11 protein-coding genes are annotated in these 13,533 nt (G+C 68.4%); 5 read left to right on the forward strand and 6 right to left on the reverse strand.

Features of this window, described 5'->3' with window-relative positions; translation table 11 throughout:
- Positions 1 to 124: 124 nt before the first annotated feature.
- Positions 125 to 2,272, reverse strand: a complete 2,148-nt coding sequence (gene uvrB, locus GIY23_RS15005; RefSeq protein WP_154077229.1) for an excinuclease ABC subunit UvrB — start codon at positions 2,270 to 2,272, stop codon at positions 125 to 127.
- A gap of 74 nt (positions 2,273 to 2,346) precedes the next feature.
- Between uvrB and GIY23_RS15010 the strand changes: the two genes are divergently transcribed.
- Together GIY23_RS15010 and GIY23_RS15015 are read left to right on the forward strand one after the other, a co-directional pair.
- Positions 2,347 to 2,895: a DUF402 domain-containing protein gene (locus GIY23_RS15010; protein WP_154077230.1), complete on the forward strand. Its 549-nt coding sequence runs from the start codon at positions 2,347 to 2,349 to the stop codon at positions 2,893 to 2,895.
- Positions 2,896 to 3,075: 180 nt separating this feature from the next.
- Entirely contained in the window at positions 3,076 to 3,582 is a 507-nt protein-coding gene (locus tag GIY23_RS15015) for a DUF402 domain-containing protein (protein WP_154077231.1), read from the forward strand.
- A gap of 37 nt (positions 3,583 to 3,619) precedes the next feature.
- Here GIY23_RS15015 and coaE read toward each other — a convergent pair whose 3' ends face one another.
- The gene (coaE, locus tag GIY23_RS15020) at positions 3,620 to 4,525 is read right to left on the reverse strand and encodes a dephospho-CoA kinase (protein WP_154077232.1); all 906 of its coding nucleotides are present in this window, start codon (positions 4,523 to 4,525) and stop codon (positions 3,620 to 3,622) included.
- 164 nt (positions 4,526 to 4,689) lie between these two features.
- On the opposite strand from coaE, the gene GIY23_RS15025 reads away from it, so the two are divergent.
- The gene (locus GIY23_RS15025) at positions 4,690 to 4,932 is read left to right on the forward strand and encodes a hypothetical protein (RefSeq protein WP_228717308.1); all 243 of its coding nucleotides are present in this window, start codon (positions 4,690 to 4,692) and stop codon (positions 4,930 to 4,932) included.
- A 132-nt stretch (positions 4,933 to 5,064) separates the two neighbouring features.
- Here GIY23_RS15025 and GIY23_RS15030 read toward each other — a convergent pair whose 3' ends face one another.
- Positions 5,065 to 5,538: a YbaK/EbsC family protein gene (locus GIY23_RS15030; protein ID WP_154077233.1), complete on the reverse strand. Its 474-nt coding sequence runs from the start codon at positions 5,536 to 5,538 to the stop codon at positions 5,065 to 5,067.
- A 128-nt stretch (positions 5,539 to 5,666) separates the two neighbouring features.
- Positions 5,667 to 7,202: a 30S ribosomal protein S1 gene (gene rpsA, locus GIY23_RS15035; protein WP_154077234.1), complete on the reverse strand. Its 1,536-nt coding sequence runs from the start codon at positions 7,200 to 7,202 to the stop codon at positions 5,667 to 5,669.
- 327 nt (positions 7,203 to 7,529) lie between these two features.
- Here rpsA and GIY23_RS15040 point away from each other — a divergent pair, with 327 nt between their 5' ends.
- Both GIY23_RS15040 and GIY23_RS15045 read left to right on the forward strand, forming a co-directional pair.
- Positions 7,530 to 8,378 (forward strand): class I SAM-dependent methyltransferase, encoded by an 849-nt coding sequence (locus GIY23_RS15040; RefSeq protein WP_154077235.1) that lies wholly within the window; start codon positions 7,530 to 7,532, stop codon positions 8,376 to 8,378.
- A 143-nt stretch (positions 8,379 to 8,521) separates the two neighbouring features.
- Complete coding sequence (locus GIY23_RS15045) at positions 8,522 to 9,475, forward strand: GNAT family N-acetyltransferase (protein ID WP_154077236.1); 954 nt, start codon at positions 8,522 to 8,524, stop codon at positions 9,473 to 9,475.
- A gap of 723 nt (positions 9,476 to 10,198) precedes the next feature.
- On the opposite strand, the gene GIY23_RS15050 is transcribed toward GIY23_RS15045, so the two are convergent.
- Together GIY23_RS15050 and polA are read right to left on the reverse strand one after the other, a co-directional pair.
- Positions 10,199 to 10,642, reverse strand: coding sequence for a VOC family protein (locus GIY23_RS15050; RefSeq protein ID WP_154077237.1), 444 nt, complete (start codon positions 10,640 to 10,642; stop codon positions 10,199 to 10,201).
- 158 nt (positions 10,643 to 10,800) lie between these two features.
- A complete protein-coding gene (polA, locus tag GIY23_RS15055) occupies positions 10,801 to 13,506 on the reverse strand; it encodes a DNA polymerase I (protein ID WP_154078875.1) in 2,706 nt (901 codons plus the stop codon).
- Between the last annotated feature and the right edge of the window lie 27 nt (positions 13,507 to 13,533).

Below are 13,533 nucleotides of genomic sequence, written 5' to 3' on the forward strand. Positions count from 1 at the left end.
GACGAGGCGAAAGTGCCGTTCGCTCCATCACACACAGCGAAGCAGCGCCGCGCGGTAAAGGTACGAACGGCACTTTCGCCCCACGAGACGAGGCGAAAGTGCCGTTCGCCTCGTTTCGTGGGGGCTACTCGATTCCTGCCGCGTCCATGCCGCGGAGTTCCTTCTTGAGATCGTGGATCTCGTCGCGGAGCCGCGCGGCCAGCTCGAACTGCAGGTCCCGCGCTGCGTTCATCATCTGGTCGTTGAGCTGCTGAATCAGGTCGGCGAGTTCCGCACGCGGCATGGACTTGGTGTCCCGGTCCTCCAGGACGCCGGAAGTGGCCACCGCCTCCCCCGTCGGCTTCTTGCCGCGAGAGGCGTTGCGCCCGGAGCCACCGACCTCGACGTTGTCCTCCGCCTCGTCGTAGACACGGTCGAGGATGTCGGCGATCTTCTTGCGCAGCGGCTGCGGGTCGATGCCGTGCTCGGTGTTGTAGGCGATCTGCTTGGCGCGACGGCGGTTCGTCTCGTCGATCGCCCGCCGCATCGAGTCGGTGACGGTGTCGGCGTACATGTGCACCTGACCCGAGACGTTGCGGGCCGCGCGACCGATCGTCTGGACCAGCGAGGTCTCCGACCGCAGGAAGCCCTCCTTGTCCGCGTCGAGAATGGAGACCAGCGAGACCTCGGGCAGATCGAGCCCCTCCCGGAGCAGGTTGATCCCCACCAGGACGTCGAACTCGCCCAGCCGTAACTGCCGCAGCAGCTCGACTCGCCGCAGCGTGTCGACCTCCGAGTGCAGGTAGCGCACCCGGACACCCAGTTCGAGGAAGTAGTCGGTGAGGTCCTCGGCCATCTTCTTCGTCAGCGTGGTCACCAGGACCCGCTCGTCGCGTTCGGCACGCTCCCGGATCTCGTGCACCAGGTCGTCGATCTGGCCCTCGGTCGGCTTCACCACGACTTCGGGGTCGACCAGTCCGGTCGGGCGGATCACCTGCTCCACGAACTCGCCGCCGGCGCGCCCCATCTCGTACGGGCCCGGCGTCGCCGACAAATACACCGTCTGACCGATCCGGTCGGCGAACTCCTCCCAGGTCAACGGCCGGTTGTCCACCGCGCTCGGCAGCCGGAACCCGTGCTCGACGAGGGTTCGCTTACGGGACATGTCGCCTTCGAACATGCCGCCTACCTGCGGGACGGTCACGTGCGACTCGTCGATGATGAGCAGGAAGTCGTCCGGGAAGTAGTCGAGCAGGGTGGCCGGCGCCGACCCGGCAGGCCGCCCGTCGATGTGCCGCGAGTAGTTCTCGATGCCCGAACAGAACCCGACCTGGCGCATCATCTCGATGTCGTACTGGGTGCGCATCCGTAGCCGCTGCGCCTCCAGTAGCTTGTTCTGCTTCTCCAGCTCACCGAGGCGCTCCTCGAGTTCGGCCTCGATGTCGTGAATCGCCTTCTCCATCCGCTCCGGGCCGGCGACGTAGTGCGTGGCCGGGAAGATGCGCAGGTCGTCGACCTCGCGCACGATCTCGCCGGTCAACGGGTGCAGGTAGTACAGCCGTTCGACCTCGTCGCCGAAGAACTCGATCCGCACCGCCAGCTCCTCGTAGGCGGGGATCACCTCGACGGTGTCCCCGCGCACCCGGAACGTGCCCCTGGCGAACGCGATGTCGTTGCGGGTGTACTGCACGTCCACCAACGTCCGCAGCAACAGGTCGCGGTCGATCTCGCCGCCGACCTCCAGCTGGATCGAGCGGTCCAGGTACGACTGGGGCGTGCCCAGACCGTAGATGCACGACACCGACGAGACGACGACGCAGTCCCGGCGGCTGAGCAGGTTCGACGTGGCCGAGTGCCGCAGCCGCTCGACGTCCTCGTTGATCGACGAGTCCTTCTCGATGTAGGTGTCGGTCTGCGGGACGTAGGCCTCGGGCTGGTAGTAGTCGTAGTAGCTGACGAAGTACTCGACGGCGTTGTCCGGGAAGAACCCGCGCATCTCGTTGGCGATCTGGGCGGCCAGCGTCTTGTTCGGCTCCAGCACCAGCGTGGGGCGCTGAACCTGCTCGATCAGCCACGCGGTCGTCGCCGATTTGCCGGTACCGGTCGCGCCGAGCAGCACCACGTTCGTCTCGCCCGCGTCGATGCGCCGCTTCAGGTCGGCGATCGCCTCCGGCTGGTCGCCTGCGGGCTGGTAGTCGCTGACGACCTCGAAGCGACCGCCCTTGCGCGGGATGTCGGTGACGGGGCGGAACTCCGATTGGGCCAGCACGGGGTACTCAGTCGCGAATGCCACGTCCCCGATGTTACGAGCTGCCACCGACACGGTGGGCTCTTCCCAGGGTGGCGCTCGCGACCTACGGTGTGCCCGTGACCACTCAGCGCGAGATCGCCGACCAGCTGGGCCTGCCGATCCATCCGCCGAAGGTCGAGGTCTTCGACCTCACGGACAGCACCAACACCGATCCGAAGTCCCGTGTGCGCACGGTCGACGAGTACCGGGTCGAGCCGTTCGGTCTGTACATGGCCAGGTCGATGGAGGGGCACGCCACACTGCGCTACGTGCGCTCGTGGCTGCTGCCCGCGCTCGACCTCCGTGTCTCGATCTTCGACTGGAACCCCGGGCACGGTCACGACCAGGACTTCTACCTCGACATCGCGGAGGTCGAGCCGGGGGCGCAACGCTGGCACACCCGGGATCTCTACCTCGACATCTCCGTCGGGACCGGTCGTTTCGCCCGCGTGCTCGACGTGGACGAGTTCCTGCTCGCGAGCCGCTCCGCACTGCTGGACCCTGCCACCTCGCAACGGGCAATGGAGTCCACTCACCGAGCGGTGGACGGCATCGCCGCACACGGCTACGACCTCGACCGGTGGCTGGCCACGCACGGAGTCGAGCTCAGCTGGTCCCGTGCGTGAGTCTTTTTGGTGGCTATAGCAACCAAAAAGACTCACGCGTGCCTGGCGCTCTCTGTGGTACCGCCGATGCGACGAATCGGTCGGCGGGGACACAATCGAGACGCTACGACGATCAAAAGGTTACGTGAAGAAACCGTACTGTTGATCACAGACGCCTCAAAAACCGCTACTGTCCGATGCGTGAGCACAGCGATCACTCCCCAATTGGCTGATGTTGTTGATGTCTTCGGTGCGGAACGCGTTCACTCGTCGGGTTCCCGTCACCCACTCACGCACTGCCACATCGAGCCATGGGGGTTGTCCTACAGCTGTCCCACACCAGAAGATCCCGCTCACGACAGCGAGGTCACGTGGCTGCTGCCCGCTCTCGGACTGCGACTGACCCAGTTCCGGCCGCGGCGCAGGCACGCCCGCCGAGAGTCCACGGAACTCACCGCCGTCCACGTCCAGCGCGACACCCGTTCGTGGAGGACGACGGACCTGCTGCTCGGACTGGAAGTGCCCGACCGGAGTTCGGCCCGGATCATTCGGTCCGAGGAATTCGCCGCCGCGGTCTCCGGCGGTGTCATCAGGCTGAGCGAAGCCGACTACGCACTGCGCACCGTGCACCGCACCCTCGAAGAAGTCACCCTGCATCGCGATCTCCAGCAGTGGTTGGCCCATCGCGGCATCTACGACCCGTGGTGATCATGCACGGCTCGTCGATACCGGGCCGAGAGTCCGCTCAGCGGCTCGCCGACAGGCGTACCGTCACCGGCAGACACGGATCAGCCGGGACGTGCACACGATCCTGATCATCGAACCCGGACCGCGGAAATCCGCCCGCCGCGAGGGCCTCACCGACCTGCTCGACGTCCTCCGCGGACACGGCGACCCGGAAGTCGATCGGGTCGTCGGCACCGAACCCTGCCGATTCCACCACGCCCGCGTGTTCACCGGTGAGCCGTTCCAGACGAGCTCGCACGCGGCGAACCATCGACTCCGAGCCCGTGTCGCCCTCGGCAGGGCGGCCGGCCCCCCGCCGCAGACGCACGTTCTCCTCGAACGGGACCAGCCGACGCCACCACACGGTCTCGACCGAGTCGAGCAGCTGTTCGCGCGTTCCCGAGTTGTCCAGCCACACGTCGGCGACCGCACGGCGCTGCTCTTCCGTCGCCTGTGCCCGGATCCGCGCTCGGGCGTCCGACTCCTCCACGCCACGTCCGCTGAGCCTGCGCACCCGAACGTCCTCGGGAGCGTCGACGATCACCGTGAGGTGGTAGTTCGGCGTCATGTCGAGCTCGACGAGCAACGGCATGTCGTGGACCACGATCGCGTCGCCCGGCGCCGCGGCGAACCGTTCGGCACTGCGCTCGGCGATCCTGGGATGGGTGATCGCATTGAGTGCGGCGCGCGCGTCGTCGTCCCCGAACACCTTCGCCGCCATCGCCGGCCGGTCCAGCGCTCCGTCGGCGTCGAGCACCTCCGACCCGAACCGGTCGACGATCTCGGCCAACCCGGGCGTGCCCGGTTCGACGACCTCCCGTGCGATGCGGTCCGCGTCGACGACCACCGCGCCGAGCTCGGCGAACCGCCCCGCCACCGTCGACTTGCCCGAACCGATCCCGCCGGTGAGTCCGATGAGCAGCATGGCCTCATCCTCGCAGTCTGATCGGGTGACACTGCTCGGGCGGGCGTAGGAGGGACGCTCCCACCGCCACTCGAACGAGCGACACGCCAGGGCCGCGCGTCCCGGCCTCCGTGCGAACCGCTGCGTACGCTGCGGTCGAGGACGACAGGCAGGGGACGTTCACGATGCGAACCGACGCCACGAGGATGCTCGGCCGAGTCCGCAAGCCTGGACGGCACCGGCTCGGCACGCCGGGGTTGACTCACTGCAGCGACCATCCGACCGTCTCGGGCGCGCTGGCCGTCCACCGGCGGAGGTGGATCAGCGGACTGCTCGTGCCCGCCAAGCACAGCCTCGCGGGACTGCGGCGCCGTGCCGTCGCCGCCGCGCGTGCGCGCGCATGGGCGCCGACCGTGGCGACAGCCTGACCGAGCAGCACCGCCGTGCTCGCTGGGGACACTGCAGGGTCCGTCCGCGTCGTCACGAAAATCGGCTTCGCCCGAGCCGGAACCACAGGCCACCGACTCCTCCGGTTCGAGCGGTCGCTGCGCTGAGCGCGGTCAGCGCACCGGACCGACGGTGTGCGGTGGCAGGAAGTCCGTCACCCGCCCGGGAATCCGGAACACGGCGTTCGGCGAGCCCGCCGCAGCCCAGGTGGCGTCGAACCGCAGCAGGTCCTCGTCGACGAGCAGCGTCATCGACGAGGAGTGCCCGAGTGGCGGTACCCCGCCGATGCTGAACCCGGTGACCTTCTTGACGTAGGCCGCGTCCGCCTTGGCCAGGTTCGTGCCGAGGACGCGGGAGAGGGCGGCCTCGTCCACCCGGTTGACGCCGCTGACCAGGACCAGCACCGGAGCGTCGCCCGGTTCCGTGCGGAACACCAAGGACTTGACGATCTGGGCCTGTTCGCAGTTCAGCGCTCGAGCGGCGTCCGCCGCGGTGCGTGTCGAGTCGGGCATCTCGACGACCTCGAGGTCGAGCCCCATCTCACCGAGCCGGTTCTGGAACTGCCGCGCGCGTCGCCCGACACTCATGAGCCGCTTCGCTCCTCTCCGCATGGCCGAGTACGCCGCCGCGACGTCGAACGGCCCCGCACCTGCACGAGGTACGGGGCCGTTCGAGTCGACGAGCGGTGCCCTCGGCGGGTCACCACGTCAGTGGATCATGCACCGCCGGAGAGCTTCTCCCGCAGTGCGGCGAGCTGGGCGTCGCTGGCCAGCGAGCCACCGTCGTCCTGCTGCTGCTGCTGCGGCTGCTGCTGCGGCTGCTGCTGCTGGTTCTCGGCAGCAGGCGCGGACGAGGAGTAGTTGCCGCCCTGCTCCTCGGCGGCACCCGCGGCGGCAGCCTCCGCGTCGGCCTCGGCGGCCTTCTGGACCTGCTTCATGTGCTGCTCGTAGCGGGCGTGGGCCTCGCCGTACTGACGCTCCCACTCCTCGCGCTGCTTCTCGAAGCCTTCCTGCCACTCCTGGGTCTCGACGTCGAAGCCCTCGGGGTAGATGTAGTTGCCCTCGGCGTCGTACTCGGCGGCCATGCCGTACTGCGTCGGGTCGAACTCCGAGTCCGGCGTGAAGCCCTCGTTGGCCTGCTTGAGCGACAGCGAGATGCGGCGACGCTCCAGGTCGATGTCGATGACCTTGACCATCGCGTCGTCGTTGACCTGGACGACCTGCTCCGGGATCTCCACGTGACGCTCGGCCAGCTCGGAGATGTGCACCAGGCCCTCGATGCCCTCCTCGACGCGGACGAACGCACCGAACGGCACCAGCTTGGTGACCTTGCCCGGCACGATCTGCCCGATCGCGTGGGTGCGGGCGAACTGACGCCACGGGTCTTCCTGGGTGGCCTTCAGCGACAGCGAGACGCGCTCGCGGTCCATGTCGACGTCGAGGACCTCGACGGTGACTTCCTGGCCGACCTCGACGACCTCGCTCGGGTGGTCGATGTGCTTCCAGGACAGCTCCGAGACGTGCACCAGACCGTCGACACCACCGAGGTCGACGAACGCACCGAAGTTGACGATGGAGGACACGACGCCCTTGCGGACCTGACCCTTCTGCAGCTGGTTGAGGAACTCGCTGCGAACCTCGGACTGCGTCTGCTCCAGCCAGGCACGGCGAGACAGGACCACGTTGTTGCGGTTCTTGTCCAGCTCGATGATCTTGGCTTCGAGCTCCCGCCCGACATAGGGCTGCAGGTCGCGGACGCGGCGCATCTCGACCAGCGAGGCGGGCAGGAAGCCGCGGAGCCCGATGTCGAGGATGAGGCCACCCTTGACGACCTCGATGACGCTGCCCTTGACCGGCTCGTCGGAGTCCTTGAGGTTCTCGATCGTGCCCCAGGCGCGCTCGTACTGCGCGCGCTTCTTGGACAGGATCAGACGACCTTCCTTGTCCTCCTTCTGGAGAACGAGCGCCTCGACGAAGTCGCCGACCTCGACGACCTCGGCCGGGTCGACGTCGTGCTTGATCGAGAGTTCACGGGAGGGAATGACGCCTTCGGTCTTGTAACCGATGTCGAGGAGGACCTCGTCACGGTCGACCTTGACGATGGTGCCCTCGACGATGTCGCCATCGTTGAAGTACTTGATGGTCTTGTCGATGGCGGCGAGGAAGTCCTCCGCCGTCCCGACGTCGTTCACGGCGACCTGCTGCTGCTGAGGGGCTGCGTCAGTCGGGACAGTGGTGGTGTCGGTGGACATCAGGTGGGTTGCTCCGGTACGGATTGGTTTGGTCGTTGTGATCTTGAGCTGGTGCACCAGAAGAGGGCTTGCGACCGCCGTTCCCACCGGGGCTGACCCGTGGGAATGCAGTACCGGGCGACTGACCGAGATCGATCGGACCCCCGGGCCGCGAGCGTCACGTCCGGGTGCTACCACCCAGGTTAGACGCTCCACGACAAAAGACCTAAGGCGCGGGCGGTATCGTACGCGCTTTCTCGATCGCCGGGCAAACCACATACCTCACCGGGCGGCGGCCCCCGTCGGCGACCTTCGGTTCCCAGTCTCGCACATCCCTGGAGGAACACTGTGACCAGCGGCGATGCCGAACACGCCTCGGCGGAGCAACTGCTCGGCACGGTCGGGGTGAGCACGCGCGAGGTCAGCGCGGCGGAATCGCGCACGGCGAGCCGGTTGTGGTGGGACGCCGACGCCGACGATTACCAGAACGAGCACGGCGATTTCCTCGGCCTCAGTGATTTCGTGTGGTGCCCGGAACGGCTCCGTGAGGCCGAAGCCGGATTGCTCGGCGAGGTCGCCGGCGCGCGCGTGCTCGAGGTGGGCTGCGGATCGGCGTCCTGCGCGCGCTGGCTGCGCCTGCAGGGGGCCGAGGTGGTCGCGATGGACATCTCCGCAGGGATGCTGCGCCATGCCGCCGACGGCAACAGCGCCGGAGGCGTCGAGGTTCCCCTGGTCCAGGCGAGCGCGGACGTACTCCCGTTCGCCACCGAGTCCTTCGACGTGGCGTGCTCGGCCTTCGGCGGGGTGCCGTTCGTCGCCGACTCCGGCGCGGTGATGCACGAGGTCGCGCGGGTGCTGCGTCCCGGCGGCCGCTGGGTCTTCTCGGTCACACACCCGATGCGCTGGATCTTCCCGGACGACCCCGGGCCGGAGGGACTGACCGCCATCCAGTCGTACTTCGACCGTAGCCCCTACGTCGAGATCGACGAGTCCGACCGCGCGACCTACGTGGAGCACCACCGCACACTCGGCGACTACGTCCGCCAGCTCAACGCGGCGGGGCTGCGTCTGGTGGACCTCGTCGAGCCGGAGTGGCCGGAGGACCTGACTGCGATCTGGGGGCAGTGGAGCCCGTTGCGGGGGAGACTGTTCCCCGGGACGTCGATCTTCTCCTGCGTGCTCGAACCGTCAACTTAGAGGACATCGGGGACTTGGGCAGGTGGTCCGGTACCGCAGCCCCGGTGCGCGCCTCGCCGGCGCTGAGGCTCCGCCGTCCGACCCACCGAGCAGGAACCTTCTGTCAGCAGTTCTCACCCACCGAACTTCCGAGGAGCGTGCCGGTGACCACCGCCCAGGCCCTCATGGACAGCCAGGTAGCCCGGCTGCGGACGCTGGATCCGCGGTTGCCGTCCACGTACCGCCTCCCCAGCGGCGAGCCGGTGATGGCGCGCCTGCGGGACGGCAGCGGAGTGGCGGGGATCGCGGTCCGCACCAGCCACCGTCCGGGATCGTTGCAGAGCTTGTGGTCGGCGAGCGAGAGCGCGGAGCTGTTCCCGCTGCTCGGCGACCACCCCCGCGAGGGGATGGACGCGCTGCTGCACGCGTGGCGGGAACAGCTCGCGGACGAAGGGATGCCCGACCGCGACTCCTCGTGCGTCGTGACCTGGCCGAGCCGGGACGTCGAGGCCACGCGTGCGCTGTTGGACCACGGGTTCACACCGCTGTCGTGTCTCGCGGTGCGATCGACGCCACCCGGCGATGCAGAGTTAATTCCGAGACCGCCTGGCACCGTAACTATTCGTCGGGCGGGGCCGGACGACCTCGACACGGTGGTCGAGTTCACGCTGAAAGAACTCGAGTACGCCGCGCTGGTCGGCGCCTCCGTGCACCGCCCCGACGCCGCCACGCTCAAACGGACGGCCGCACACGTGCGCCTGCACGGCAGCGGACCGGACGGACGCGACCCCGTCTGGATCGCCGAGCGCGACGGGGTGCCGGTCGGACTCGCCGAGTGCGGCTGGACCGACACCGCCCAGCACCACAGTGGACGGAGGCTGCGACCCGGACGGTGGGCCTACGTCAACTGCGTCTCGGTCGACGAGCAGGCACGCGCGACCGGGGTCGGCCGTGAGCTTATGGCCACCGCCCACCACGAGTTCGCCCGTGCCCAGGTGCTCGGCAGCTACCTGTACTACAACCCACCCAACCCGCTGTCCTCGGTGTTCTGGCCCCGGCAGGGATACCGGCCACTGTGGACGATATGGGAGGTGCGACCGGCGACCGCGGTGCGCTGAACCCTCGGGCCGGCACACCCGGCCCGAGGAAGGACGCCGTGGAGATCGTCGCCGACCGCGTGCGGATTCACAGGACCGCACGGCCCGCTCCTGCACCCCACGTCGGTGCACGTCAGGACCGGCGAAATCCGCCTCGTCACGGGCGAACCAGGCTCGGGGCGCACCGAGCTCGCCCTGGCCCTGTCCGGTCGAATGTGCCCCACGCGGCTGCGTGCGTCCCGACGGCTCACCCCGCAGCGCCCGTCGGCGACGTTGCGTCTCCGTTGTCGACGCGCACCCGGAATCACCGCGCCCGACGATGTGTCCTCAGACTCCGATGTGGACGGAAGGGTCTCCGGTGGGTGGCCCAGGCCCGCCGCGTCGATTCCGAGCGTGTCCGCGGAATGCGGCGAGCACAGCACCACGACCGCGAGTCCGCGATCGGCGTGGCGTTGCGCCGTCGAGTGCCAGGACGCCGGATCACTGCAGTGACGGCCGGGCCAGTCGACAGGGCACGCACGGAACGACGTGCTGCGGCGAGATCTCGTGCGGCTGCGGTACGGCGCGCTGTACCTCTACGCCGACCCCTACGACAGGCTCGGCTCGGCTCCGTCCTCACCGCCGTCGTCATAGACGACCACGTGCCAGTCGCGCGGACGGCAGCCCGGGGGTGACGATCCCGCGCGACCTCGTCACCCCCGGGGTGCCCCGCGGAGGTGACGAGCCCGCGCGCGATCGTGACGATCAGTCCTGGGGCAGCGCCTCGACGGCGTCGAGCGGGTCGACGGCCGGCTCGTCGATCGGGTCGTCGTACCGCGCGATCTCGATCAGGTTGCCGTCCGGGTCGCGCACGTACAACGAGGTGATCGGGCCGAGTGACCCGGTGCGCGCCACCGGCCCCTCCTCGATCCGCACGTCGTTGGACCGCAGGTGCGCCTGCACCTCGCTGATCGCACTGGACGTCACGAAGCACAAGTTCGCCGAGCCCGGCACCGGGTGCGTCGCGGTCGGCTCCACCAGTTCGCTCGCCGCGTGCAGCTTCACGGTCTGCTGGCCGAAGCTCACCGCGCGACGGTCACCCGGAAACGTCTGCGCCTTCATGCCCAGGATGAGCTCGTAGAAATCCACGGCCCGATCGACATCGGCGACGGTGAGGACCAGGTGGTCCACTCTGTCGATGTTGATCATGATCCTCCTGTCGGGTCGACCACGCGCTTGTCGCGCAGCCTGCGTGCCACCCGTTGCTCGGGCGGCGGCCACAGGACACGCAGGCTAACGAAAGCCCCACCGGCGGCGACGCGGCGGGTGACCTTGCGGTGACCCGTCGCGTCATCGCGGCCACCGTGTCAGTGTGCGGCCGAGTCCCATGTCTCGCCGCAGCCGACCGAAACCTCCAGCGGGACGTCGAGCGCGAACGCCGAACCCATCTGGTCGCGCACCAGCGACTCCACCCGCTCCCGTTCACCGTCGGCGACCTCGATGATGAGCTCGTCGTGAACCTGCAGGAGCATCCGCGACCGCAGGTCGGAGGCTTGCAGCTCACGGTGCACACCGAGCATCGCGAGCTTGATGATGTCGGCCGCGCTGCCCTGGATCGGCGCGTTGAGCGCCATCCGTTCGGCCATCTCCCGACGCTGCCTGTTGTCGCTGACCAGGTCCGGCAGATAGCGCCGCCGCCCGAGAACGGTGGCCGTGTAGCCGTCCTTACGCGCCCGGTCGACCACCTCGCGCAGGTAGTCGCGGACCCGCCCGAACCGAGCGAAGTAGGCGTCCATCTGCTCACGCGCCTCCTCGGTGGAGATCCGCAGCTGCTGGGAGAGACCGAACGCCGAGAGCCCGTAGGCCAGACCGTAGGACATCGCCTTCACCCGGCGGCGCAGCTCGTGGTCGACCTCGTCGATCGGCACTCCGAACGCCTTCGACGCCACGAAATTGTGCAGGTCCTCGCCGGTGCGGAACGCCTCGATCAGCCCCTCGTCGCGCGAGAGGTGCGCCATGATGCGCATCTCGATCTGGCTGTAGTCGGCGGTCATCAACTCCGTGTACCCGCCGCCGACGACGAACACCCCACGGATCCGGCGACCCTCTTCGGTCCGGATCGGGATGTTCTGCAGGTTCGGGTCGGCCGAGGACAACCGCCCCGTGGCCGCGATGGTCTGATGCAGCGTGGTGTGGATCCGCCCGTCGTCGCCGACCGACTTGATCAGACCCTCCACAGTGGTCTTGAGCCGGGTCGCGTCGCGGTGCTCCAACATGTGCTGCAGGAACGGGTGTTCGGTCTTCTCGAACAAGCCCTGCAGCGCTTCGGCGTCGGTCGTGTAGCCGGTCTTGGTGCGTTTCGTCTTCGGCATGTCCAGCTCGTCGAAGAGCACCACCTGAAGCTGCTTCGGCGAGCCGAGGTTGATCTCCTTGCCGATGACCGCGTAGGCCTCCTGCGCGGCTTCGGTGACCCGGGACGAGAAGTGCGAGTGCAGCTCGGCGAGCTGCTCGGAGTCGACGGCGATGCCCGCGGCCTCCAGCTCCCCCAGCACCGCCAGCAACGGCAGCTCGACGTCGGTGAGCAGCGCGCCGCTGTCGATCTCCGCCAGTTCGGCGTCGAGCGCCTCGGCGAGATCGGCGACCGCCCGCGCCCGGACCAGCTCGGCGGCGGCCGCGTCCGCGCGCACCTGGTCCTCGTCCTCCAGCAGGGACATCTGCCCGTCGTCGCCTCCGGTCTCCGCGCGCAGCTCACGCTGCACGTACCGCACGACGAGGTCCTCGAGGTCGAACGACCGTTGCCCTGGCCGGACGAGGTACGCGGCGAGCTGGGTGTCGCTGGTGAGCCCGCGCAGGTGCCACCCGCGATGCCGGATCGCGTGCAACGGCCCCTTGATGTCGTGGGCCGCCTTCGGGCGTTCCGGGTCGGCGAGCCAGGCGACGAGAGCCTGCTCGGCAGTGTCGTCGAGTTTCGCGACCTCGACGAAGGCTCCGTGGCCCGAGGCGGTCACGATCGCGATCCCGTCGAGGTCGCCGCCGGCTGCGCTCCACGTCCCGGTGAACGAGAGCCCGACGCGACGACCGTCGCTCGCGTGGTCGGCGAGCCACCCGGCGACCGCGTCCGGTGCGAGCAGTCCGCCCTCGACGTCGAAGCCTTCCTCCACTTCCGGTTCCGCGCTCGACAGCGTCGAGAACAGCCGCTCGCGCAGCACCCGGAACTCGAGGTCGTCGAACAGCCGGTGCACCGCGTCGCGGTCCCACGCCTGGACCACGAGGTCGTGGGGTCCACGTTCGAGCTCGACGTCGCGCACCAGCTCGGTCAGTTCACGGTTGAGCAGCACGTTGGGGACGTGTGCCCGTAGCGAGTCGCCCGTCTTGCCCTTGATCTCGTCGACACGATCGACGAGGTCGGCCAGCGAACCGAACTGCTGGATCCACTTGGTGACGGTCTTCTCCCCCACCCCCGGGATCTTCGGCAGATTGTCCGACGGGTCGCCGCGCAGCGCCGCGAAGTCCGGGTACTGCGCGGGGGTGAGGCCGTACTTGTCCTCGACCGCCTGCGGAGTGAAGCGGGTGAGCTCGGAGACGCCCTTGGTCGGGTACAGCACGGTGACCTGCTCGGTGACCAGCTGCAGCGAGTCCCTGTCCCCGGTACAGATCGACACCGCGAAGCCCTCGGACTCGGCGACGGTGGTCAGCGTCGCGATGACGTCGTCGGCCTCGAAACCCTCCTTGCTCAGGATCGGGATGTTCAGCGCCGTGAGGACGTCCTGGATGAGCTGGACCTGGCCTTTGAACTCGTCGGGACTGGCACTGCGGTTGGCCTTGTAGTCCTCGAACCGTTCGGCCCGGAAGGTCTTGCGGGAGACGTCGAAGGCGACGGCGAGATGGGTCGGCTGCTCGTCGCGCAACAGGTTGATGAGCATCGACGTGAAGCCGTACACCGCGTTGGTGTGCTGCCCGGTGCCGGTCTGGAAGTTCTCCTTCGGCAGGGCGTAGAACGCGCGGTAGGCCATCGAATGGCCGTCGATCAGCAGCAGTCGGCGGTCGTCGGAATGCAGGTCGTCGGAAGCCATCACGCCGTACGAGTCTAGGGTGAACCC

Origin of the sequence: Allosaccharopolyspora coralli (genome assembly GCF_009664835.1) — a bacterium.
Classification (GTDB): domain Bacteria; phylum Actinomycetota; class Actinomycetes; order Mycobacteriales; family Pseudonocardiaceae; genus Allosaccharopolyspora; species Allosaccharopolyspora coralli.

What these genes read in the sequence shown, in the direction of transcription:
- GIY23_RS15050 (WP_154077237.1), bottom strand. Translation starts at nt 10,642, where the DNA reads ATGATCAACATCGACAGAGTGGACCACCTGGTCCTCACCGTCGCCGAT.
- coaE (WP_154077232.1), bottom strand. Translation starts at nt 4,525, where the DNA reads ATGCTGCTCATCGGACTCACCGGCGGGATCGGTTCGGGCAAGTCGACG.
- GIY23_RS15030 (WP_154077233.1), bottom strand. Translation starts at nt 5,538, where the DNA reads ATGAGTGTCGGGCGACGCGCGCGGCAGTTCCAGAACCGGCTCGGTGAG.
- polA (WP_154078875.1), bottom strand. Translation starts at nt 13,506, where the DNA reads ATGGCTTCCGACGACCTGCATTCCGACGACCGCCGACTGCTGCTGATC.
- rpsA (WP_154077234.1), bottom strand. Translation starts at nt 7,202, where the DNA reads ATGTCCACCGACACCACCACTGTCCCGACTGACGCAGCCCCTCAGCAG.
- GIY23_RS15025 (WP_228717308.1), top strand. Translation starts at nt 4,690, where the DNA reads ATGCGAACCGACGCCACGAGGATGCTCGGCCGAGTCCGCAAGCCTGGA.